The organism is Xanthomonas bonasiae (genome assembly GCF_014836395.1).
GTDB lineage: Bacteria > Pseudomonadota > Gammaproteobacteria > Xanthomonadales > Xanthomonadaceae > Xanthomonas_A > Xanthomonas_A bonasiae.
This window is the reverse complement of record NZ_JACSQX010000001.1, coordinates 397,720-419,289: the sequence shown is the minus strand read 5'-3', so window position 1 is coordinate 419,289 and position 21,570 is coordinate 397,720. Positions and strand designations below refer to the sequence as shown.

The 21,570-nt window shown below is 67.5% G+C and carries 21 protein-coding genes; 9 read left to right on the top strand and 12 right to left on the bottom strand.

Going from position 1 to position 21,570, the window contains the following annotated elements; all coding sequences use genetic code 11:
* Nucleotides 1–50 precede the first annotated feature (50 nt).
* The 4 genes from H9658_RS01835 to ndk are packed head-to-tail and all read right to left on the bottom strand — an operon-like array spanning nucleotide 51 to nucleotide 3,356.
* Nucleotides 51–914 carry a helix-turn-helix domain-containing protein gene (locus H9658_RS01835; protein ID WP_179564931.1) on the bottom strand — a complete coding sequence of 288 codons (864 nt, stop codon included), beginning with the start codon at nucleotides 912–914 and terminating at the stop codon, nucleotides 51–53.
* Nucleotides 911–1,693, bottom strand: a complete 783-nt coding sequence (locus H9658_RS01830) for a tetratricopeptide repeat protein (protein WP_191824272.1) — start codon at nucleotides 1,691–1,693, stop codon at nucleotides 911–913. Before H9658_RS01830 ends, H9658_RS01835 begins: the two co-directional genes overlap by 4 nt.
* A gap of 22 nt (nucleotides 1,694–1,715) precedes the next feature.
* Complete coding sequence (gene rlmN, locus H9658_RS01825; RefSeq protein ID WP_369916558.1) at nucleotides 1,716–2,921, bottom strand: 23S rRNA (adenine(2503)-C(2))-methyltransferase RlmN; 1,206 nt, start codon at nucleotides 2,919–2,921, stop codon at nucleotides 1,716–1,718.
* Between the two features lie 9 nt (nucleotides 2,922–2,930).
* Complete coding sequence (ndk, locus tag H9658_RS01820) at nucleotides 2,931–3,356, bottom strand: nucleoside-diphosphate kinase (protein ID WP_002812972.1); 426 nt, start codon at nucleotides 3,354–3,356, stop codon at nucleotides 2,931–2,933.
* Between the two features lie 222 nt (nucleotides 3,357–3,578).
* Between ndk and H9658_RS01815 the strand changes: the two genes are divergently transcribed.
* From H9658_RS01815 to H9658_RS01805, 3 genes are all read left to right on the top strand, one after another.
* Complete coding sequence (locus H9658_RS01815) at nucleotides 3,579–4,211, top strand: TetR/AcrR family transcriptional regulator (RefSeq protein ID WP_179564933.1); 633 nt, start codon at nucleotides 3,579–3,581, stop codon at nucleotides 4,209–4,211.
* Between the two features lie 59 nt (nucleotides 4,212–4,270).
* Nucleotides 4,271–6,643 (top strand): 3-hydroxyacyl-CoA dehydrogenase/enoyl-CoA hydratase family protein, encoded by a 2,373-nt coding sequence (locus H9658_RS01810; RefSeq protein ID WP_191824136.1) that lies wholly within the window; start codon nucleotides 4,271–4,273, stop codon nucleotides 6,641–6,643.
* 161 nt (nucleotides 6,644–6,804) lie between these two features.
* Nucleotides 6,805–8,010 carry an acetyl-CoA C-acyltransferase gene (locus H9658_RS01805; protein WP_179564937.1) on the top strand — a complete coding sequence of 402 codons (1,206 nt, stop codon included), beginning with the start codon at nucleotides 6,805–6,807 and terminating at the stop codon, nucleotides 8,008–8,010.
* A 122-nt stretch (nucleotides 8,011–8,132) separates the two neighbouring features.
* Here H9658_RS01805 and galU read toward each other — a convergent pair whose 3' ends face one another.
* The 8 genes from galU to cmk form a co-directional block, all read right to left on the bottom strand.
* Nucleotides 8,133–9,029 (bottom strand): UTP--glucose-1-phosphate uridylyltransferase GalU, encoded by an 897-nt coding sequence (gene galU, locus H9658_RS01800; RefSeq protein ID WP_191824135.1) that lies wholly within the window; start codon nucleotides 9,027–9,029, stop codon nucleotides 8,133–8,135.
* Nucleotides 9,029–10,939, bottom strand: a complete 1,911-nt coding sequence (locus tag H9658_RS01795; protein ID WP_191824134.1) for a polysaccharide biosynthesis protein — start codon at nucleotides 10,937–10,939, stop codon at nucleotides 9,029–9,031. Before H9658_RS01795 ends, galU begins: the two co-directional genes overlap by 1 nt.
* Nucleotides 10,940–10,956: 17 nt before the next feature.
* Nucleotides 10,957–11,928 carry an MraY family glycosyltransferase gene (locus tag H9658_RS01790; RefSeq protein ID WP_191824133.1) on the bottom strand — a complete coding sequence of 324 codons (972 nt, stop codon included), beginning with the start codon at nucleotides 11,926–11,928 and terminating at the stop codon, nucleotides 10,957–10,959.
* The gene (lapB, locus tag H9658_RS01785; protein WP_179564944.1) at nucleotides 11,929–13,110 is read right to left on the bottom strand and encodes a lipopolysaccharide assembly protein LapB; all 1,182 of its coding nucleotides are present in this window, start codon (nucleotides 13,108–13,110) and stop codon (nucleotides 11,929–11,931) included.
* Nucleotides 13,111–13,116: 6 nt separating this feature from the next.
* The gene (locus tag H9658_RS01780; RefSeq protein ID WP_185816297.1) at nucleotides 13,117–13,416 is read right to left on the bottom strand and encodes a LapA family protein; all 300 of its coding nucleotides are present in this window, start codon (nucleotides 13,414–13,416) and stop codon (nucleotides 13,117–13,119) included.
* Between the two features lie 91 nt (nucleotides 13,417–13,507).
* Nucleotides 13,508–13,813 carry an integration host factor subunit beta gene (locus H9658_RS01775; RefSeq protein ID WP_179564946.1) on the bottom strand — a complete coding sequence of 102 codons (306 nt, stop codon included), beginning with the start codon at nucleotides 13,811–13,813 and terminating at the stop codon, nucleotides 13,508–13,510.
* 78 nt (nucleotides 13,814–13,891) lie between these two features.
* Entirely contained in the window at nucleotides 13,892–15,571 is a 1,680-nt protein-coding gene (gene rpsA / locus H9658_RS01770; protein WP_179564947.1) for a 30S ribosomal protein S1, read from the bottom strand.
* A gap of 237 nt (nucleotides 15,572–15,808) precedes the next feature.
* Nucleotides 15,809–16,480 (bottom strand): (d)CMP kinase, encoded by a 672-nt coding sequence (gene cmk, locus H9658_RS01765; RefSeq protein WP_179564948.1) that lies wholly within the window; start codon nucleotides 16,478–16,480, stop codon nucleotides 15,809–15,811.
* Nucleotides 16,481–16,652: 172 nt separating this feature from the next.
* Between cmk and ykgO the strand changes: the two genes are divergently transcribed.
* From ykgO to H9658_RS01735, 6 genes are all read left to right on the top strand, one after another.
* Nucleotides 16,653–16,778: a type B 50S ribosomal protein L36 gene (gene ykgO / locus H9658_RS01760; protein ID WP_005913193.1), complete on the top strand. Its 126-nt coding sequence runs from the start codon at nucleotides 16,653–16,655 to the stop codon at nucleotides 16,776–16,778.
* Nucleotides 16,779–16,906: 128 nt separating this feature from the next.
* A complete protein-coding gene (locus tag H9658_RS01755) occupies nucleotides 16,907–17,236 on the top strand; it encodes a hypothetical protein (protein WP_179564949.1) in 330 nt (109 codons plus the stop codon).
* Nucleotides 17,237–17,367: 131 nt separating this feature from the next.
* Complete coding sequence (locus tag H9658_RS01750) at nucleotides 17,368–18,405, top strand: agmatine deiminase family protein (RefSeq protein ID WP_191824132.1); 1,038 nt, start codon at nucleotides 17,368–17,370, stop codon at nucleotides 18,403–18,405.
* A 314-nt stretch (nucleotides 18,406–18,719) separates the two neighbouring features.
* Nucleotides 18,720–19,622, top strand: coding sequence for a carbon-nitrogen hydrolase (locus tag H9658_RS01745; protein ID WP_191824131.1), 903 nt, complete (start codon nucleotides 18,720–18,722; stop codon nucleotides 19,620–19,622).
* Nucleotides 19,619–20,167: a GNAT family N-acetyltransferase gene (locus tag H9658_RS01740; protein WP_225209665.1), complete on the top strand. Its 549-nt coding sequence runs from the start codon at nucleotides 19,619–19,621 to the stop codon at nucleotides 20,165–20,167. Before H9658_RS01745 ends, H9658_RS01740 begins: the two co-directional genes overlap by 4 nt.
* A gap of 4 nt (nucleotides 20,168–20,171) precedes the next feature.
* Entirely contained in the window at nucleotides 20,172–21,455 is a 1,284-nt protein-coding gene (locus H9658_RS01735; protein ID WP_191824130.1) for a TraB/GumN family protein, read from the top strand.
* Nucleotides 21,456–21,570 lie beyond the last annotated feature (115 nt).

Here is a 21,570-nt window from a genome sequence, read left to right as displayed (position 1 = left end):
CGCCGCAACGGCGGGACATGGAATGTTGAGATTGAGGAACCGCGCCGCCGTCACTCGGACGCTGGCACCACGGAACCGTCAGAGGATACCGCAAAGCGGGCCACGTTCGCGCGCTTGTACGGAGTCAGATCCACGGTACTACCGGATTGCTGAACCTGGACCGCCGACGCATTGCCGAGCACGATGCGGCCCACTTGACCCGGCGCGTAGTCGCGCTTTTCGCCGGCTTTCAGCAGCGCCTTTTCCAGCGGCGTGCCGTCCGGGGCGATGATCTGGACCCAGCTGTCGCCCTGGAACGACAGGCTCAGGCCGGGCTTTTCCGCCTCGCTGGAGGCGCGCGGCAGCGGCGTCAGCGAGGCGATGTACGGCGCCGCAGGCGGCGCGGGGCGATTGCCGGACGCGGCGGTGGGCGCCGGGTTGCCGCCGGTGCCCGCCGTCGCGGTCGGCGCCGCGTCGCCCGGCGCCGCCGGCACCACGTCCAGCGACGCGGTGCTCGGGCCGTCGTCGGCGAAATGGGTGCGGGTCGCGTACCAGACCGGCACCGCCAGTCCGGCGGTGATCACCACGTACACCATGCGCCGGGTCGCGCTCTCGAGCATGCGCCGCAGCGGCGGGGTATGCGTATGGCTGATCAGCTCCACCGGCTGCACCGGCGCGATCTGCGCGCTGGCCAGCAGCGGCTCCAGGTCCACCCCGAGCAGGCGCGCGTAGCTGCGCAGCTGACCGCGCACGAACACCGGCGCGCCGAGGCGCTGCCACTGCTCCGCTTCCAGCGCACCGATCACGTGCACCGGCATGCGCAAACGGCTACCGACCTCGTCGATGCTCAGGCCCGCCGCTTCGCGCGCTTCGCGGAGCTGTTGCCCGCAACCTTTGGCGCCGTCGAAAGCGTTCGGATTGGAATCACTGATCACAATGCACTAGCCCCGGGAGTCGTGGTCGCGGCATCGGGAAACTCCTTGCGCAACCGCTGTTGGTAACGGCCGGCAGCAGCCATGTCGCCAAGCCCTTGTTCAATCTGAATAGCAAGTTGTAACACGGATACAGTGGCCGGCGCAGCCGCCAGACGCCGTTCCGAGAAGGCCCGCGCCTCGAAAAAGCGCGCATGCGCCGCTTCGTCGCGCGCCATCGCTTCCAGCGCGTAGGCATTGCCCGGCTCCAGCGCCAGCGCCTTGCGTAGGTCGCGTTCACCGCGCTCGCGCTGGCCGATCTGCAACGCGCAACCGCCGGCATTGGCCAGGGCCGACGCCGGCGTGGCGTAGCCGGGCGCCTGCAGCGCACGATCGAACCACTGCAGCGCCTCGGCCGCGGCACCGTTCGCGCACAGCCAGGCACCGTAGTTGTTCAAGGCCTCGCCGCGGTTCGGCGCCAGTTCGGCGGCCTTGCGGTAATGCTCGCCGGCAGTGGCGGTATCGCCGCGGCGGCCGGCAGCCACCGCCAGCAGCGTGTGCGCCTGCACCGAATCCGGGGCCAGCGCCAGCGCCTTGCGCGCATGCTCCTCGGCGCCGGCCAGATCGCCGCCGCTGAGCCGATTGCCGGCCAGGCCGAGTTGTTCCTGCAACGCGTAGCGCGCCTTGACCTCGCCGCTGTCGCGGAAATCGTAGTCCGGCGCCACCTGCTCGACGTTGCGCAGCTTGCCGGACTTGGTACCGTGCCCGGCACACGCCGACAACGCCAGCAGCGCCGCGGCCAACGCGACGATGGCCAGAGGATGCTTAGGCCGCCGCATCCCGGTCCGCCTGGGTCTGCAACTGGCGCTGGAAGTCCGCCTGGCGCCGGGTGCGGTCCAGCACCTGCCCCTTGAGCTGGCCGCAGGCCGCGTCGATGTCGTCGCCGCGCGTGCGCCGCACCATGGTCAGCACCTGCGCATCGAGCAGGATCTTCTGGAACGCGCGGATCTCCGTTTCGCCGGAACGCTCGTAGCGCGTGCCCGGGAACGGATTGAACGGGATCAGGTTGACCTTGCCCGCGTTCGAGGCCTGCACCGCGTTGTCGAACTGGCGCATCAGCCGCGCCAGTTGCCGCGCATGTTCGGGCTGGTCGTTGATGCCCTTCATCAGCGTGTATTCGAAGGTGACCGATTCGCGGCGCTTGTTGGCGCGCAGATAGCGCGCGCACGCGGCCATCAGCTCGGCGACCGGGTATTTCTTGTTCAGCGGCACCAGCGTCTCGCGCAGCGCGTCGTCGGCCGCATGCAGCGAGACCGCCAGCGACACGTCGCTCTCGGTGGACAGGCGATCGATCATCGGCACCAGGCCGGAGGTCGACAGCGTGACCCGCTTGTTGGCCAGGCCGTAGCCCAGGTCGTCGCGCATCACGCTCATCGCGCGCACGACGTTGTCGAAATTCATCAGCGGCTCGCCCATGCCCATCATCACCACGTTGGTGAGACGGCGCTGCTGGTGCGGCACGTTGCCCAGATGCCGCGCCGCGACCCACACCTGACCGACGATCTCGGCGGTGGAGAGGTTGCGGTTGAAGCCCTGGGTGGCGGTCGAGCAGAACGTGCAGTTCAACCCGCAGCCGACCTGGGAGGACACGCACAGCGTGCCGCGGCCCTTGTCCGGGATATACACGGCCTCGATCGCGTTCTTGCCGTCGGTGCCCATGGCCAGCAGCCACTTGTGGGTGCCGTCGGCGGAAGGCTTGTCGAACACGATGTTGGGGACGACGACCTCGGCATGCTGTTGCAGCTTGGCGCGCAACGCCTTGCCGAGGTCGGTCATCTGGTCGAAGTCGGTGACGTAGCGATGGTGGATCCACTTCATCACCTGGTGGGCGCGGTAGCGCGCTTCGCCGAGCGTGTCGGCGAAGAAACGCTCCAGGCCCTCGCGATCGAGGTCGAGCAGATTCTGCTTGGTCGCGCCGCCGGTCCGGATCGGATCGGCGAGCGCCAACGGAGTGTGGACGACCTCGTTCACGATGACCTCTTAGCGCGAAACCACTTCGGTGGCGGCGAAGAAATACGCCACTTCGTTGGCGGCGTTCTCGACCGAGTCGGAACCGTGCGCGGCGTTGGCGTCGATCGAGTCGGCGAAATCGGCGCGGATGGTGCCCGGTGCGGCATCCTTCGGGTTGGTGGCGCCGAGCAGGTCGCGGTGCGCGGCCACGGCGTTCTCGCCTTCCAGCGCCTGGATCATCACCGGGCCGGAGATCATGAACTCGACCAGCGCGTTGAAGAACGGACGCTCGCGGTGCACGGCGTAGAAGCCCTCGGCCTCGCGGCGCGACAGCTGCTTGTACTTGGCGGCCACGACCTTCAGGCCGGCCTTCTCGAAGCGGGAATAGATCTCGCCGATGACGTTCTTGGCGACGGCATCGGGCTTGATGATGGACAGGGTGCGCTCCAGCGCCATGGGAATTTCTCCGTTGGGCGGGCCACTAGACTGGATGGCCCGAGGTTAGCATGAAAAAAACCCGCGTCAAAACGCGGGCTTAGCCAGAATTGCGATGGACAATTCTATCCAATCGCAGCGGGCTTTGCACGGCCGCCGGCTGAATCATGCTGCATCGCAACATGACGCGACCGGATGCCAGGCCTAGACTCAAACAATCGTTTGATTGATTCCGGCGGCCGCATGGCAAAGCAAGCGCACTTCTCCACCAAGGACCGCATCCTCAGCGCGGCCGAGGAACTGTTCGCCCAGCACGGCTTTTCCGGCACTTCGCTGCGCCAGGTCACCAGCCAGGCCGACGTCAACATCGCCGCGGTGAACTACCACTTCGGCTCCAAGGAAAACCTGGTCAATGAGGTGTTCCGGCGGCGCATGGACGAGATGACCGCCGCGCGCCTGGCGCAGCTGGAAGCCGCGCAACGGCAGCATCCCGGCCAGCTCGGCCCGGTGCTGGCGGCGTTCGTGGAGCCGGCGCTGGCGATGGCCCAGGACCGCCAGAGCGGCGGCGCCTTCGTGCGCGTGATCGCCCGCGCCTACGCCGAGAAGAACGACAGCCTGCGCCAGTTCCTGTCCGACCACTACGGCCACGTGCTGCGCGAGTTCGGCAAGGCCATCGCCGTCTGCGTGCCCGAACTGAGCAAGGAAGAACTGTACTGGCGCCTGGACTTCCTGGCCGGCGCCCTGACCTATGCCATGGCCGACTTCGGCCTGATCAAGCGCCCCGCCGGCGTCAGCGAAGGCGCGCATCGCGCCCACGCCGCGCGCGAACTCATCCGTTTCGCCGAGGCGGGCTTCCTGGCCCGCTCCGCGCCGTAATTTCGCAAGAACCGTTCTGTCCACATCCCGCAATCGTTGACCCACAGAGGCTGATCGCTATGTCCAACCCCCTGCTAGTCCGCCGTGCCGCCGTCCTGGGCGCGGGCGTGATGGGCGCGCAGATCGCTGCGCACCTGACCAACGCCGGCGTCGACACCGTCCTGTTCGACCTTCCCGCCAAGGACGGCCACCCCGACGGCATCGTGCTCAAGGCCATCGCCAACCTGACCAAGCTGAGCCCCGCCCCGCTCGCCAGCGCCACGCTGGCCGAGGCGATCACGCCGGCCAACTACGCGTCCGGCCTGGAGCAACTGCGCGGCTGCGACCTGATCATCGAAGCCATCGCCGAGCGCATGGACTGGAAACAGGACCTGTACAAGAAGATCGCCCCGTTCGTGGCCGATCACGCGGTCCTGGCCTCCAACACCTCCGGCCTGGGCATCAATGCGCTGTCCGACGTGCTGCCCGAGCAGTTGCGCCACCGCTTCTGCGGCGTGCATTTCTTCAACCCGCCGCGCTACATGCACCTGGCCGAGCTGATCCCGGCCAAGGGCACCGATGCGGCGGTGCTGGAAGGCCTGGAAGCGTTCCTGGTCACCACCCTGGGCAAGGGCGTGGTCTATGCCAAGGACACCCCGAACTTCATCGGCAACCGCATCGGCGTGTTCTCGATCCTGTCCACCATCCACCACACCGCGCAGTCCGGCCTGGGCTTCGACGAAGTGGACGCGCTGACCGGCCCGCTGGTGGGCCGCCCGAAGTCGGCGACCTACCGCACCTCCGACGTGGTCGGCCTGGACACCATGGCCCACGTCATCAAGACCATGGCCGACACCCTGCCCGACGATCCGTGGCACCAGTACTTCGCCTCGCCGAAGTGGCTGGACGCGCTGATCGCCAAGGGCGCGCTCGGCCAGAAGGTCGGCGCCGGCATCTTCCGCAAGGTCGGCAAGGACATCGTGGTGCTGGACCTGGAGAAGCAGGACTACCGTCCGGCCGACCGCAGCGCGGCGCCGGAAGTGGTCGAGATCCTGAAGATCAAGAACCCGGCGGAGAAGTTCGCCAAGCTGCGCGAGAGCCAGCACCCGCAGGCGCAGTTCCTGTGGGCGACATTCCGCGACCTGTTCCACTACAGCGCCTACCACCTGGCCGACATCGCCGAGACCGCGCGCGACGTGGACCTGGCGATCCGCTGGGGCTACGGCTGGTCGCTGGGCCCGTTCGAGACCTGGCAGGCCGCCGGCTGGAAGCAGGTGGCGCAGTGGATCGCCGACGACATCGTCGCCGGCAAGGCCATGTCCAGCGCGCCGCTGCCGGACTGGGTGTTCGACGGCCGCGACGGCATGCATGCCGCCGAGGGCAGCTACAGCCCGGCGCGCAACGCCAAACTGCCGCGCTCGGCGCTGCCGGTGTACCAGCGCCAGCGCTTCCCCGATCCGCTGCTGGGCGAGAAGTTCGCCCCGGGCGAGACCGTGTTCGAGAACGACGGCCTGCGCCTGTGGCACGACGGCGACGACATCGCCGTGGTCAGCTTCAAGACCAAGATGAACACCGTCTCCGACCAGGTGCTCGACGGCCTGCAGGAAGCGGTCGGCCGCGCCGAGAAGGACTTCAAGGGCCTGGTGCTGTGGCAGCACAAGGAGCCCTTCTCCGCCGGCGCCGACCTGGCCGGCGCGCTGGGCCTGCTGCAGGCCGGCAAGGTCGATGCGTTCGAGGCGATGGTCGCCAACTTCCAGGCCACCAGCCAGCGCATCAAGTATTCGCTGGTGCCGGTGGTCGCGGCGGTGCGCGGCCTGGCCCTGGGCGGCGGATGCGAATTCCAGATGCACAGCGCCAAGACCGTGGCCGCGCTGGAGAGCTACATCGGCCTGGTCGAGGCCGGCGTCGGCCTGCTGCCGGCCGGCGGCGGCCTGAAGGAGATCGCGGTGCGCGCCTCGCAGGCGGCCGGCCCCGGCGGCGACGTGTTCGCCGAGCTGAAGAAGACCTTCGAGACCGTGGCGATGGCCAAGGTCTCCACCTCGGCGGTCAACGCCAAGGAACTGGGCCTGCTGCGCGGCACCGACAAGGTCGTGTTCAACAGCTACGAGGCGCTGTACATCGCCAAGGCCGAAGCGCGCGCGCTGGCCGAGAGCGGCTACCGCCCGCCGCTGCCCGCCCGCCGCATCCAGGTCGCCGGCGACGTCGGCATCGCCACCTTCAAGATGCTGCTGGTCAACATGCTGGAAGGCCGCTTCATCAGCGAGTACGACTACGAGATCGCCACCCGCATCGCCACCGTGCTGTGCGGCGGCGAAGTCGACCGCGGCGCGCTGGTGGACGAGGAATGGCTGCTCAAGCTCGAGCGCAAGCACTTCGTCGAACTGGCCCAGCAGGAAAAGACCCAGGCGCGGATTGGGCACATGCTCAAGACGGGTAAGCCGCTTAGGAACTGAGATTCGGGATTTGGGATTGGGGATTCGCAACAGCGACTCCCCATCTCGCCAACGATTCCCTCCAACAATTCATCCGCCGGGCACAAGTACATTCGGGCACCGGGATTCGCTTTGACGAATCCCCAATCCCGAATCCCCAATCCCGGCTTTCGGAGAAAGCCATGAGCAAACAGATCCAGGAAGCCTACATCGTCGCCGCCACCCGTACCCCGGTCGGCAAGGCGCCCAAGGGCGTGTTCCGCAATACCCGTCCGGACGACATGCTGGCGCACGTGTTGCGCGCAGTGGTCGCGCAGGCGCCGGGCATCGACCCCTCGCGCATCGACGATGCGATCATCGGCTGCGCGATGCCCGAGGGCGAGCAAGGCATGAACGTGGCGCGCATCGGCGTGCTGCTGGCCGGGCTGCCGAATTCGGTCGCCGGACAGACCATCAACCGCTTCTGCTCCTCCGGCATCCAGGCCGTGGCGCTGGCCGCGGACCAGATCCGCCTGGGCAACGCCGACCTGATGCTGGCCGGCGGCACCGAGTCGATGTCGATGGTGCCGATGATGGGCAACAAGGTCGCGCTGTCGCCGAGCGTGTTCGCCGACGACCACGTCGCCATCGCCTACGGCATGGGCATCACCGCCGAGAAGGTGGCCGAGGAATGGAAGGTGTCGCGCGAGGACCAGGACGCGTTCGCGCTCGCCTCGCACCAGAAGGCCATCGCCGCGATCGCCGCCGGCGAGTTCCGCGACGAGATCACCCCGTACGAGATCCTGTCGCACCAGCCCGACCTGGCCGGCAACGTCATCGCGCTGCGCAAGCGCCTGGTCGACACCGACGAGGGCCCGCGCCCGGACAGCTCGATCGAAGGCCTGGCCAAGCTGCGCCCGGTGTTCCGCAACGGCCAGTTCGGCGGCAGCGTCACCGCCGGCAACTCCTCGCAGATGAGCGACGGCGCCGGCGCGGTGCTGCTGGCCTCCGAGCAGGCGATCAAGGACTACGGCCTGACTCCCCTCGCCCGCTTCGTCAGCTTCTCGGTCGCCGGCGTGCGCCCGGAAGTGATGGGCATCGGTCCGATCGCGGCGATTCCGAAGGCGCTCAAGCAGGCCGGGCTGAGCAAGGACCAGATCGACTGGATCGAGCTCAACGAGGCCTTCGCCGCGCAGTCGCTGGCGGTGATCCGCGACAGCGGCCTGGACCCGTCCAAGGTCAACCCGCTCGGCGGCGCGATCGCGCTCGGCCATCCGCTCGGCGCCACCGGCGCGATCCGCACCGCCACGTTGGTGCACGGCCTGCGCCGCCGCCAGCAGAAGTACGGCATGGTCACCATGTGCATCGGCACCGGCATGGGGGCGGCGGGCATCATCGAAGCGCTCTGAACGCCTCGCCTCGACCACGAAAAAGGGCAGCCTAGGCTGCCCTTTTTCTTGCGCGGCGGTTCGCGCTGCCGAACCCCGTACGCGACGCGGCAGACCCGCGCGCTCCGGCAGCGTTGCCGCGTTTACTTGCCGCCGGCGTCCACGTCGGCCAGGGCGCGACGCATCATGTCCTGCGCCGGCTTGCTCAGCTTTTCGTGGTCCAGCGCATAGCGGATGGTCGCCTCGATCAGGCCGATATGGGTACCGCAGTCGAAGCGGGTCCCCTCGAAACGGTACGCATGCACCGGATCGCTCTCGATCAGCGCGGCGATCGCATCGGTCAACTGGATCTCGCCGCCGGCGCCCGGTACGGTCTTTTCCAGCAGATCGAAGATCTTGGAGCTGAGCACGTAGCGGCCGACCACGGCCAGGTCGCTCGGCGCATCGGCCGGCTTGGGCTTCTCGACGATCGCGGTGATCTTGCCTTCGCTGCCGTCGAACGCCTCGGTGGCGACGATGCCATAGCTGCCGGTGCTCTCGTGCGGCACGTCCTGCACCGCGATCACGCTGGCGCCGGAGCGCTCGGCCACGTCGGCCATCTGCGCCAGCGCGCCCGGACCGCGGTTCCAGATCAGATCGTCGGGCAGCAGCACCGCGAACGGCTCGTCGCCGATGATCGGCTTGGCGCACAGCACCGCATGGCCGAGGCCGAGCGCTTCGGCCTGGGTCACGAAGATCGCGCGCACGCCGTTGGGCAGCACATGGCGCACCAGTTCCAGCTGCTCGAGCTTGCCGGCGCGCTCGAGCTTCTGCTCCAGCTCGTAGGCCTTGTCGAAGTAATCCGCAACCGCGTGCTTGTAGCGGTTGGTGACGAAGATCAGGGTGTCGCAACCGGCCTCGATCGCCTCGTCCACCGCGTACTGGATCAACGGCCGATCGATGATCGGCAGCATTTCCTTGGGCACCGTCTTGGTGGCGGGAAGGAAGCGGGTACCCAGACCTGCAACCGGAAAAACTGCTTTGCGGATTCTCTTGCTCATCAGAGCCTTCTGGCCTCGCGTGCGGGGAATGGGACGATTGTAGCCGAGCTATCCTGACCGGCTTGTTGTCGCAGCGGCGCGAATTCGGGCATGGTGGTGCGCAGCAATTTCTCGATCGCGTCGCTGTCGTATTCGGCCACCGCCGCGCGCAGCTGCTGCAGTCCCTGCAGCACGTTCTCGCGCGAGAAACTGCGCGCGCCGGCCTCCAGGATCTTCGGATGCGAGGTGGGCCGATAGTTCTCGTCGGAGTAGAACAAGGTCTCGTGCAGCTTCTCGCCCGGGCGCAGCCCGGTATAGACGATCGCGATGTCGCGGCCGGGTTGTTTGCCGGCCAGGCGGATCATCTGCTCGGCGAGCAGGCGGATCGGCACCGGCTCGCCCATGTCCAGCGTGTAGATCGCGCCGTGCGAAGCCGACGCAGCGGCCTGCACGATCAGCTGGCAGGCCTCGGGAATGGTCATGAAATAGCGGGTCACCTGCGGATCGGTCACGGTGACCGGGCCGCCCTGGCGGATCTGCTCGCGGAACAACGGCACCACGCTGCCGGCCGAATCGAGCACATTGCCGAAGCGCACGGTGACGAAGCGCGTGCCCACCGTCTGGTCGTCCAGCGACTGGCACACCATCTCGGCATAGCGCTTGGAGGCGCCGAGCACGTTGACCGGATTCACCGCCTTGTCGGTGGAGATGAACACGAAGGTCGAGACCTTGGCGGCGACGCAGGCGCGGGCCACGTTCTCGGTGGCCAGCACGTTGTTGCGGACCGCCTCGCGGAACTGCCGCTCCAGCAGCGGCACCTGCTTGTAGGCCGCGGCATGGAACACCGCATCCGGCTCGGCGATGCGCATCGCATGGCGGGTCACGGCCGGATCGCCGCAGTCGCCGAGCACGCACTCGATCTCCAGGTCGGGGAAGGTGCGGTGCAGATCGGCATGGATGGTGATCAGCGCCAGCTCGTCGATCTCCAGCAGCACCACCTTGCGCGCGCCATGGCGCGCGCACTGGCGGCACAACTCCGAACCGATCGAACCGCCGGCGCCGGTCACCATGACCGTGCGCCCGGACAACCAGCCCTTGATCAACTTCCAGTCCGGGGTCACCGGCTTGCGCCCGAGCAGGTCCTCGATCGCGACCTCCTTCAGTTCGCCCGGCAGATAGTGGCCTTCGAGCACGTCGAGCAGGCGCGGCACGGTGCGGAACGGCAGCCCGGTGCTTTCGCAGATCGCCACCACCCGCTGCATGCCGGCCGCGTCCAGCGACGGGATCGCGATGACCAGCAGCTTGGCCGCGGTTTCCTTGGCGATCGCGCCGGCTTCGTCGATCCGGCCCAGAATCGGCAGGCCCTGCAGCTTGGCGCCATGCAGATGGCCGGCGTCGTCGAGGTAGCCGACCGGGTTATAAGCGCCCGAACGACGCAGGTCGCGCACCAGCGCCTCGGCCGCACGGCCGGCGCCGACGATCAGCACGCGCCGCGCGGTCTCGTCCGAATGCGCGATCTGGTAGTCCTTCCATGCGCGGTACAACAACCGCGGCGCGCCGAGCAGCGCCGACAGCGCGAACGGGTACACCATCAGCACCGACAGCGGAATGGAGTCGAAGCGGCTGTACGCCAGCCCCAGCACGATCGCGACCAGCCCATAGAAGCTGGCCTTGAAGATGTTCAGCAAGTCCGGAACGCTGGCGAAGCGCCATAGTCCGCGATACAGCCCGACCTTCCAGAACACCAGGCCCTGCGCCAACAGCACGATGGCGGTATTGAGATTCCAGAACGGCAGCGGATGCTCGCCGGGCAGCATCGTGTAGCGCGCCGCATGCAGCAGCTGCCAGCAGATCCAGACGATCACCAGATCGTGCACGACCACGGAGGCCTTGGGGAACAGCTCGGTAAAGCGGTCGCGGATCGAAAGCATCAGTTATCCATGAGAGTTCAGCGCAATCCCTTGCGCAAAGTCAGCCAAAGCGCGCTCGCCGAGAGGTACCAGGCAAACGCCAACCCCACCTGCCCCCCGGTGCGCAGCGTTCCACCGAACCAGGCGATTGTAATCGCGACAATGCTGAACAGGGCATAGGCGAAGGTCACAACCGTGTGGCTCCTGCCTGTATGTACCCAACGCTGGTAAAAATGTTGCGCATGCGGTTGCCACCAGCGTTCGCCGGCGAGCATGCGCGACAGCAGCGTGAAGCCTGCGTCGATGGCGAACGCGGATATTGGTATCAACAGCAACCATGGCGTGAGCTTGGTCGCAACATTGCACAGCGCGAACAGCGTGGCGACCAGATACCCCAACGCGCCACTGCCGACATCGCCGAGGAAGATACGCGCCCGCGGATAGTTGAACGGCAGGAAGCCGGCACAGGCCACGATCAGCACCCAGCACGGCCAGCGCAGCGGCGCGGGCAACAGGACGGCGAAACCCAGCGCCACCAGCATCGCCTGGCTGGTCGCCAAGCCATTGATGCCGTCCATGAAGTTCCAGATGTTGATCAGCGAGATCGTCGCCAGCCAGGTCAACGCGGTCAGCCAGGGATTCTGGTGCAATCGGTAGACAAGTCCGGCCAGCAACGTGGCGGCCAGCGCATGCACCAGCAGCCGCAGTGCGGCCGACAGCGGGCGGTGATCGTCCCACCAGCCGATGCCGGCGACCAGCGCCAGTCCGGCAGCGAACGCCGCGATGGCCATGCCCTGCTGCGGCCAAAGCGCCGCCGCATACGCGCACGCCGCCAGCACCGTGGCCACGATCGCCACGCCGCCGCCGCGCGGCGTCGCCACCGTATGGCTGCGCCGCTCGCCGGGCGCGTCCATCAGCTTGCGCTTGAGGGCATAGCGGCGCGACAACCAGGTCGCGACCGCGCTGAACGTCGCCAGCGCGGCGAGCGGCGCCCACCCTGCCAGCTGCATCTACACCACCGCGTAGTTGAGCAAGGGCTTGACCGTGCCCCACTCCTTGCAGCTCGGGCATTGCCAGTGATGGGTGCGCGCGCCGAAGCCGCAGCGCGTGCAGCGGTAGCTGGGATTGCGCACCAGCAACTGGTCGGTGATGTGCTTCAGGTCCTGCAGGGTGGCGGTGGAATCGGCGCCCTCGGCCAGGGTCAGGTCGATCAACGCCGACTCGCCGCGGACCGACGGCCGATCCTTCAGCTGCCGCCCGAGATAGGCGCGCGCCGCAGACACGCCTTCCTGCGACTCCATCAACCGGGTCAGCGCCAGCACCGGGGCGATGCCGCGATAGTGCTCGGTCATTTCCGACAGGAAGGCGCGCGCGCCGCTGAGATCGTTGCCGCGGCGACGATAGCAATCCATCAGCGCCGGCATGATCTCCGGCAGGTAGTCCGGATCGTGCCGCGCGGCACGTTCGAAGGCGCGGATCGCGGCCTCGTCGTTGCCGTCGTCCACGTCGATGCGCCCTTCCAGGATGCCGGCGCGCACCGAGGTGGCGTCGGCCTGGTAGGCGCGCGCGATCGCCGAGCGTGCCAGCTCGGGCTTGCCGGATGCGCGATAGCGATCGGCCAGCTCGCATTCGAACTGCGCGATCAGCTTGCCCATCGGCTCGCCGGTCACGTCTTCGTAGCGGGTGGCGTTGTCGATCGCCTTTTCCCAGTCGCGCTCGGCCTGGTAGATGCCGATCAGGTGCTTGAGCGCCTGCGGCGCGCGCTGGTCGATCTGCGCCAGCTCGGTGAACACGGTCTCGGCCCGGTCCAGCAGGCCGGATTTCATATAGTCCTCGCCCAGCGCCAGCAAGGCCTGCACGCGCTGCGGATCGCTGAGATCGGCGCGTTGCACCAGCCCCTGGTGCAGGCGGATCGCGCGGTCGACTTCACCGCGGCGGCGGAACAGGTGACCGAGCGCGACCTGGGTCTCGAAGGTTTCCTTGTCCAGCTCGGCGATGTGCAGGAACAGCTCGATCGCCTTGTCCGGCTCTTCGTTGAGCAGGTAGTTCAGGCCGCGGAAATACGTGCTGGAAAGCCGGCTGACCTGCGTGTCGCCGTGGCGCTGGCCACCGCGGCGGCCGATCACCCATCCGCTCAGCGCCGCCAGCGGCAGGAACAGGAAGAACCAGAACCACTCGGTCAGGAAGTCCATCGAAGATCAGCGTCCGTCCACAGGCGGGGTATAGGTCGGTACCGGTGCGACGACCGGTGCGGCAGCAGCGATCGCGGCCTTGTTGGCGCGGCGCAGCTTGGCGTACAGCGGGATCACCAACGTGGCCAGCACCAGCGCCGCGCCGATCACCACGCCGGCGAACAGCGAAACGATGATGGCGATGCCGGAGGTGGTGTTGATGCCGGCGACACCGAAATTGATGACGATCTGCTGCGAATTCAGCGATCCGATGACCAGACCGGCCAGCAGGAACACCAGCAATATCAGCAGACGGGCAATTTTCATGAAGCTCTCCAGCGTCGGGAGACACTAGATTAGCCGAACAGGCGCGGGTTCCGGGAAAGTCCGGACGCGACGACGCAGGCTCGGGGGTGTATCAGGGCGTGTCGGACTCGACCGGAACGACGCCGCTGACGCGTTCGCGCAATTCCTTGCCGGGCTTGAAATGCGGCACGTGCTTGCCGGGAAGCGCGACGGATTCGCCGGTCTTGGGATTGCGTCCCAGGCGCGGCGGCCGGTAATGCAGGGAAAAACTGCCGAAACCGCGGATCTCGATGCGGTCTCCGCCGGACAGCGCGCTGCCCATCATTTCCAACAGCGATTTCACCGCCAGATCGACGTCGTCCGCCTTCAGATGCGCCTGCTTGCGCGCCAGGATTTCGATCAGTTCGGACTTGGTCATTCGGATTCGTGCGGTGGGGTCGCAACCCGGCACGGCCCGGATCGACCGGGCCGTGCCAGAAACGCTGCGTGTGGCGGATTACTCGGACTTGTTGCCGTTCAACTGCGCACGCAGCAGCGCGCCCAGCTGGGTGGTGCCGCCCGACGCGGACTGGTATTCCTCCAGCACTTCGCGCATTTCGGCATCGTCCTTGGCCTTGATCGACAGCTGCAGGGTGCGGCCCTTGCGGTCCATGCCCACGAACTTGGCTTCGATCTTGTCGCCGACCTTCAGGTGCTGGGTCGCATCGTCGACGCGCTCGTTGGCGATGTCGCGCGCGGCGACGTAGCCCTCGATGCCGTCGGCCAGGTCGATGGTGGCGCCCTTGGCGTCCACTTCACGCACCACGCCCTCGACCTTCGAACCCTTCGGATTGGCCGCCATGTACTGGCCGAACGGATCCTGCTCCAGCTGCTTGACGCCCAGGCTGATGCGCTCGCGCTCCGGGTCCACCGCCAGCACCACCGCTTCCAGCGTGTCGCCCTTCTTGAAGTTGCGCACGATGTCTTCGCCGGTGGTGTTCCAGCTGATGTCCGACAGGTGCACCAGGCCGTCGATGCCGCCGTCCAGGCCGATGAAGATGCCGAAGTCGGTGATCGACTTGATCTGGCCGGACACCTTGTCGTTCTTCTTGTGGGTGGCAGCGAAGGTTTCCCACGGATTGGCGGCGACCTGCTTCATGCCCAGCGAGATGCGGCGACGCTCCTCGTCCACGTCCAGGACCATGACCTCGACCTCGTCGCCGACCTGCACGACCTTGGACGGGTTGACGTTCTTGTTGGTCCAATCCATTTCCGACACGTGCACCAGGCCTTCCACGCCCGGCTCGATCTCGACGAACGCGCCGTAATCGGTGACGTTGGAGACCTTGCCGTACACGCGGCTGTTGGCCGGGTAACGACGCGCGATGTTGTCCCACGGATCCTCGCCCAGCTGCTTCAGACCCAGCGAAACGCGGTTGCGCTCGCGGTCGAACTTCAGCACGCGCACGTCCAGCTCGTCGCCGACGTTGACGACTTCGGACGGATGGCGCACGCGCTTCCAGGCCATGTCGGTGATGTGCAGCAGACCGTCGATGCCGCCCAGGTCCACGAACGCGCCGTAATCGGTCAGGTTCTTGACCACGCCCTTCAGGATCGCGCCTTCCTGCAGCTTGTCCATCAGCTGCTCGCGCTCTTCCGAGTGCTCGCTCTCGACCACGGCACGACGCGAGACCACCACGTTGTTGCGCTTGCGGTCCAGCTTGATGAGCTTGAACTCCAGCTCCTTGCCTTCCAGGTAGGCCGGGTCGCGCACGGGGCGCACATCGACCAGCGAACCCGGCAGGAACGCGCGGACATCCTTGATGTCCACGGTGAAACCACCCTTGACCTTGCCGCTGATGCGGCCGGTGATGGTCTCGTTCTTTTCCAACGCTTCTTCCAGCTCGTCCCACACCATCGCGCGCTTGGCCTTCTCGCGCGACAACACGGTTTCGCCGAAGCCGTTCTCGAGCGAGTCGAGGGCGACCTTGACCAGGTCGCCTTCGGCGACGTCGATCTCGCCAGCGTCGTTACGGAACTGTTCGATCGGCACGATGCCTTCGGACTTCAGGCCGGCGTTGATCACCACCACGTCGCCGCGGACTTCCACGACGGTACCGGTGACGATGGAGCCCGGCTTCAGCTTGGCCAGATTGGTTTGACTGGCTTCGAACAGTTCGGCAAAAGATTCGGTCATTTGAAATTACTCTCGTGGACACACGGACAGTGCGTTTCTTCTGGAAACGGCGGACTGCCCACCTGGTTAGTCGGCCCAAACCGCGGCCGGGTGTGAAATGGGAAAAACCGCAGCGCGACATTGCGCGGCGGCGCGTGGAACAACGGTATTGCGGCATTACGTGAAGCGGATTGCGGGTACATCGCCTGCACGCCGCGGAAGCGGCGCCGTGCTGCTGCCCTACTCCCGGCGCGACCCTCAGGCGGGCAGCAAGTCCAGGACGCGGCCGACCACCTGTTCGATGTCCATGCCGGTGGTGTCGAGGAGGACGGCATCGTCTGCCGGCTTCAGGGGCGCCACCGAACGTTGGGCATCGCGTGCGTCGCGGGCCATGATCTCGCGCAGCAGGTCGTCGAATATAACGGAAACTCCTTTTTCCTTCAACTGGTTATGCCGGCGCATGGCGCGCTCCTCGGCACTGGCGGTCAGGAACACCTTGTACGGGGCGTCCGGGAAAATCACCGTGCCCATGTCGCGGCCGTCGGCGACCAGCCCCGGCGGGCGCCGGAACGCGCGCTGGCGCTGCTTCAGCGCCGCGCGCACCTCCGGAATCGCGGCGATCGCCGAGGCCACCGCGCCGGTGGTCTCCAGCCGCAGCTCGTCGGTGGCGTCGACCTCGTTGATCCTGACCCGCAGGCCGCGACCGGCCACGTCCTCGAAGGTGACATGGGTATCGAAGGTGCAGCGCACCAGCGCCGCGGCGTCGGAAATGTCCAGGTTCGCCCAGCTGGCGGCCACGCCGACCGCCCGGTACAGTGCGCCCGAATCCAGGTAATGCCAGCCCAGCTTGCCGGCGACGATGCGACTGACGGTGCCTTTGCCGGCCCCGGAAGGGCCATCGATGGTCAGGACGGGAGCGGGGTCGTTCATGCGGTTCCTCGGACGGGGGGCGGCGCATTGTAGCCCCGGCGCCGGCCTGGCTGGCGCAAGCAGTTGAAACCATGAAGAAAACCAGGCTATACTCGCCGGCTTACTGATCCAGCGACGTGGTTTCGCCGCGCCGTTTCCTTCTCTAATCCACAAGTTTACGCCGAGGTGTGCCATGAAAGTCCTGTCCTCCCTGAAGTCGGCGAAGACCCGTCACCGCGACTGCAAGGTGGTCCGCCGCCGCGGCAAGGTTTTCGTGATCTGCAAGTCGAACCCGCGTTTCAAGGCTCGCCAGCGCTGATCCGACGACGGCCCGCCCTGCGGCACCGCGCGCACGGTTGCGGGTCATCGACGAAAGCCGCCTTCGGGCGGTTTTTTGTTGCCGAAATTTGCTGTAATCGCCGTTCGTCCTCTGGGGAGCACACCGTGATGAAGCACCGTCTGTCCGTACTGCCGCTGCTGGTCGTCCTGGGCCTGGCCGGGGGCGCCCACGCCGAGACCCTGCTGGTCGAACGGGTCAAGCAGGAACCCGTGGCGGCGATGCCGGCGCGCGGGCTGAGCATGGGCGAGGTCGAGTCGCGCTACGGCGCCCCGCAGCAGAAGCTGGAACCGCGCGGCGGACAGAAGCGGCAGTGGCCGACCATCAACCGCTGGGTGTATCCGGCCTTCACCGTGTACTTCGAGAAGCACAAGGTGGTGGACGTGGTCGCCAACCAGGCCGATGCCAACGAGGTTGGGCCCAAGCCTGCGATTCGGTGATGCGAGTCGGGATGCGAGTCCCTTCGCAAGAGCCCGATGTCTGCGAATCCTTCAAAAGCCCGCACATCCATGTGCGGGGACTTAAATAACAGCCTGGCTTCGGTCCGGTACGACGTGAGTAGTGGTCTGCAATGAGCGACAGCCTTCGCCTTCCCGCGGAATGGGAGCCCCAGTCCGCCATCCTGATCGCCTGGCCGCATGCCGGCACCGACTGGGCCGAGCGCCTGGCCGAGGTCGAGGAGACCTATATCGCGCTGGTCGCGGCGATCGTGCGCTACCAGCGCGTGCTGATCTGCGTCGCCGATGCCGACCTGCAGATCTATGCCGAGGCGCGGCTGCGCTCGGCGCGGGTGGACATGCAGCGCGTGCAGTTCGTCGAGGCCGACTACGACGACACCTGGCTGCGCGATTCCGGCCCGATCACCCTGGCCCGCGCCGGCGGCGGTTTCCGCTTGCTGGACTTCCGTTTCACCGGCTGGGGCGGCAAGTTCCAGGCCAGCCGCGACGACCAATTGGTCAGCGCGCTCGCCGCGCAGCAGCTGTTTGCGGACAGCGATGTGCGCAGCATCGATTTCGCGCTGGAAGGCGGCGCGATCGACAGCGACGGCGCCGGCACCCTGCTGACCACCTGGCAGTGCCTGCACGAACGCCATCCGCAGCGCTCGCGCGAATCGCTGAGCCGCGACCTGGCCGACTGGCTGGCGCAGCAGCGCGTGCTGTGGCTGGACCACGGCTACCTGGAAGGCGACGACACCGACGCGCATATCGATACCCTCGCCCGCTTCGCCAGCGAAGACGCGATCGTCTACCAGGCCTGCGACGACGCGAGCGATTCGCACTACGCCGAACTGCAGGCGATGGGCGCCGAACTGGCGGCGCTGCGCACCGCCGACGGTCGCCCGTACCGGCTGTTCCCGCTGCCGTGGGCGCAGCCGGTGATCGACCACGGCCGGCGCCTGGCCGCGTCCTACGCCAACTTCCTGATCGTCAACGGCGCGGTGCTGATGCCGGCCTATGGCGATGCGGCCGATGCGCAGGCGCAGGCGGTGATGGCGCAGGCGTTCCCGCAGCACGACATCGTGCCGATCCCGTGCCGCGCGCTGATCTGGCAGAACGGCAGCCTGCACTGCATCACCATGCAGCTGCCCGAGGGCGTACTGGCGGCCTGATCCGCGTTCGCTGATCGAAGGCGCGCGGGAGCGACTGCAGGCTTTCGCCAGGTCGCACCGCCCCGCAGGCATCGCCATCCGCGCCGCCGGAGGACTCCGCTCCCGAGGCGGCGATGGCGACAGAACGCCGGCATTCATACCCCCTCTGCGGAACCTGGACAACGCACCGCATTCGGCACCGCACGGCGCTCGCGCCTCCACGCCATGCCGCCCGGGAACATCGCCACGCCGCGCCGGGCGGCATTCATCTGCCGGGAACCTGCCGCGGCGCCATCCGCGTTACCATGCGCGCTTTCGCCGACCATCCTTCCGCAATGAGCCGAAACACTCTTTCCGTCGCGCTGATCCAGGAGCGCAACCATGGCGATGCCGCGGCGAATCTGGCGGTCATCGAATCGCGCGTGGCCGAGGCCGCGGCGCAGGGCGCGCAGCTGGTGCTGCTGCAGGAACTGCACAACGGCGCCTACTTCTGCCAGCACGAGTCGGTGGACGAATTCGATCTGGCCGAGCCGATTCCCGGCCCCAGCACCGAGCGCCTCGGCGCGCTGGCCAGGCGCCATGGCGTGGTGCTGGTCGCCTCGCTGTTCGAGCGCCGCGCCGCCGGCCTGTACCACAACACCGCGGTGGTGTTCGAGAAGGACGGCAGCCTGCTCGGCAAGTACCGCAAGATGCATATTCCGGACGATCCGGGCTTCTACGAGAAGTTCTACTTCACCCCGGGCGATCTCGGCTTCGCCCCGATCCAGACCTCGGTCGGCCGCCTCGGCGTGCTGGTGTGCTGGGACCAGTGGTATCCGGAAGCGGCGCGGCTGATGGCGCTGGCCGGTGCCGAACTGCTGCTGTATCCGACCGCGATCGGCTGGGATCCCAGCGACGCGCAGGCCGAGCAGGAGCGCCAGCGCGACGCCTGGATCCTCAGCCATCGCGGCCATGCCGTCGCCAACGGCGTGCCGGTGCTCAGCTGCAACCGGGTCGGCCACGAAGCCTCGCCGCTGGCTGCCGATGGCGTGGTGGGCGCGGCCGGTATCCAGTTCTGGGGCAACAGCCACGTGCTCGGCCCGCAGGGCGAATTCATCGCCGAAGCCGGCGCCGAACCGACCGTGCTGGTCTGCGACGTGGACCTGCAGCGCAGCGAGCACGTGCGGCGGATCTGGCCGTTCCTGCGCGACCGCCGCATCGACGCCTATGGCGATCTGCTGAAGCGCTACATCGATTGAGCCGCCTCTTGGACGACCTGCAGCTGCGTGCCGCCGAGGCCGCCGACATTGCCGCGATCGCCGCGCTGTACGCCGACGAGGTGCGCTGCAACGTCAATACCTACGAGTACGATGCGCCGGACCAGGCGGAAATGCTGCGGCGGATGCAGGACGTCGTCGCACGCGGCTACCCCTATCTGATCGCGCAGACCGCCGACGGCCGCCTCGCCGGCTATGCCTACGCGAGCAGCTACCGCGCTCGCATCGGCTACCGCTGGACGGTGGAGGACACGATCTACGTGGCGCCGGCGCTGCACGGCCGCGGGATCGGTACGGCGCTGCTGCAGGCGCTGATCGCGGACTGCGAGGCGCGCGGCTTCCGGCAGATGGTGGCGGTGATCGGCGACTCGACCAACCAGGCCTCGATCCGCCTGCACGAACGCCATGGCTTCATCCCGGTCGGCGTATTCACCGGACTCGGCCGCAAGCATGGCCGCTGGCTGGACACCCTACAGATGCAACGCCCGCTGGGCTCCGGCGCCGACGAGGCGCCCTCCGATGAGTGATGGAATGAACGAACTTTCCCAGGCCGGCGACGACGCCCTGTTCGCTGGCCAGCCGTACCGCATCGTCGAGCGCGACGGCGTGCGCTATACCCTGCTCGGCACCGCGCATGTGTCGCTGGCCAGCGTCGCCGCCGTGGAACGGGCGATCGACAGCGGCCGCTTCGATGCGGTCGCGGTGGAGCTGGACCCGCAACGGCTGCAGGCGCTGACCGACCCGGACGCGCTGACCAAGCTGGACCTGGTGCAGGTGATCCGCAAGGGCCGGGTGGCGCTGTTCGCGGCGAACCTGGCGCTGGCCGCCTACCAGCGGCGCCTGGCCGAGCAGTTGGGCATCGAACCCGGCGCCGAACTCAAGCGCGCAGTGCTGTTGGCGCGCGAGCGGCAGCTGCCGGTGTTCCTGATCGACCGCGAGGTCGGACTGACCTTCAAGCGCGCCTCCGGCCGGCTCGGTTTCTTCGGCAAACTCAAGCTCGGCAGCGGCCTGCTCGGCGGCCTGTTCGCCTCCGACGAGGTCGGCGAGGCGGAGATCGAGAAGCTCAAGCAGGGCGACATGCTCGAGGCCAGCTTCGGCGACTTCGCCAGCGAAAGCCCGGCGCTGTACGACACCATCATCGCCGAGCGCGACCGCTACATGGCCACCCGCCTGCGCGAGGAACACGCGCAGCGGGCCGCGCCCGGCCAGACGCCGATCGCGACCCTGGACTATCTCGACAGCGCACGTGCCGACGGCATCCGCGACGTGCTGGCGGTGGTCGGTGCCGGTCATCTGGCCGGCCTGGCCAGGCACCTGCAGGACGATCAGGACGATCCGGCCACGCTGCGCAAGACGCTGGAAGACGTGCCGACCAAGAAAAAGGTTCCGTGGATCACCCTGACCCTGACTGCGCTGGTGCTGGGCGGCGTGGCCTGGGGCTACTGGCGCGGCGGCTTCGCGCTGGGCACGGACTTGCTGCTGCAGTGGGTGCTGTTCACCGGCGGCCTGGCCGGGCTCGGCTGCCTGCTGGCCGGCGGCCATCCGCTGAGCATCGTCGCCGGCGCCATCGCCGCGCCGCTGAAGCCGTTTCGGCCCGGCGTGCCGGCCGGTGCGTTCAGCGCGCTGGTCGAGGTGCACATGCGCAAGCCGGCCTACGGCGACTTCCTGGCGCTGCGCGACGACGCGCAGAACCTGCGCGGCTGGTACCGCAACCGCGTCTCGCGGGTGGTGCTGACCTTCCTGCTGACCAACCTCGGCAGCATGGTCGGGGTGTGGCTGGCGGGATTCCGCATCTTCGGCAAGCTGGCCGGTTGAGCTAGCGCGCCGCGGCGGCAGGGCCATGCGCCCTGCCCCATCGCGTATGGCGGCCGTGTCGTCAACCGTCGTGGGAGGGGCTTCAGCCCCGACGCGCTATCGATAACGGCGTCGG

Coding starts and splice junctions, on each gene's coding strand:
- ndk (WP_002812972.1), bottom strand. CDS start 3,356: ATGGCGCTGGAGCGCACCCTGTCCATCATCAAGCCCGATGCCGTCGCC.
- H9658_RS01815 (WP_179564933.1), top strand. CDS start 3,579: ATGGCAAAGCAAGCGCACTTCTCCACCAAGGACCGCATCCTCAGCGCG.
- H9658_RS01810 (WP_191824136.1), top strand. CDS start 4,271: ATGTCCAACCCCCTGCTAGTCCGCCGTGCCGCCGTCCTGGGCGCGGGC.
- H9658_RS01805 (WP_179564937.1), top strand. CDS start 6,805: ATGAGCAAACAGATCCAGGAAGCCTACATCGTCGCCGCCACCCGTACC.
- galU (WP_191824135.1), bottom strand. CDS start 9,029: ATGAGCAAGAGAATCCGCAAAGCAGTTTTTCCGGTTGCAGGTCTGGGT.
- H9658_RS01795 (WP_191824134.1), bottom strand. CDS start 10,939: ATGCTTTCGATCCGCGACCGCTTTACCGAGCTGTTCCCCAAGGCCTCC.
- H9658_RS01790 (WP_191824133.1), bottom strand. CDS start 11,928: ATGCAGCTGGCAGGGTGGGCGCCGCTCGCCGCGCTGGCGACGTTCAGC.
- lapB (WP_179564944.1), bottom strand. CDS start 13,110: ATGGACTTCCTGACCGAGTGGTTCTGGTTCTTCCTGTTCCTGCCGCTG.
- H9658_RS01780 (WP_185816297.1), bottom strand. CDS start 13,416: ATGAAAATTGCCCGTCTGCTGATATTGCTGGTGTTCCTGCTGGCCGGT.
- H9658_RS01775 (WP_179564946.1), bottom strand. CDS start 13,813: ATGACCAAGTCCGAACTGATCGAAATCCTGGCGCGCAAGCAGGCGCAT.
- rpsA (WP_179564947.1), bottom strand. CDS start 15,571: ATGACCGAATCTTTTGCCGAACTGTTCGAAGCCAGTCAAACCAATCTG.
- cmk (WP_179564948.1), bottom strand. CDS start 16,480: ATGAACGACCCCGCTCCCGTCCTGACCATCGATGGCCCTTCCGGGGCC.
- ykgO (WP_005913193.1), top strand. CDS start 16,653: ATGAAAGTCCTGTCCTCCCTGAAGTCGGCGAAGACCCGTCACCGCGAC.
- H9658_RS01755 (WP_179564949.1), top strand. CDS start 16,907: ATGAAGCACCGTCTGTCCGTACTGCCGCTGCTGGTCGTCCTGGGCCTG.
- H9658_RS01750 (WP_191824132.1), top strand. CDS start 17,368: ATGAGCGACAGCCTTCGCCTTCCCGCGGAATGGGAGCCCCAGTCCGCC.
- H9658_RS01745 (WP_191824131.1), top strand. CDS start 18,720: ATGAGCCGAAACACTCTTTCCGTCGCGCTGATCCAGGAGCGCAACCAT.
- H9658_RS01735 (WP_191824130.1), top strand. CDS start 20,172: ATGAACGAACTTTCCCAGGCCGGCGACGACGCCCTGTTCGCTGGCCAG.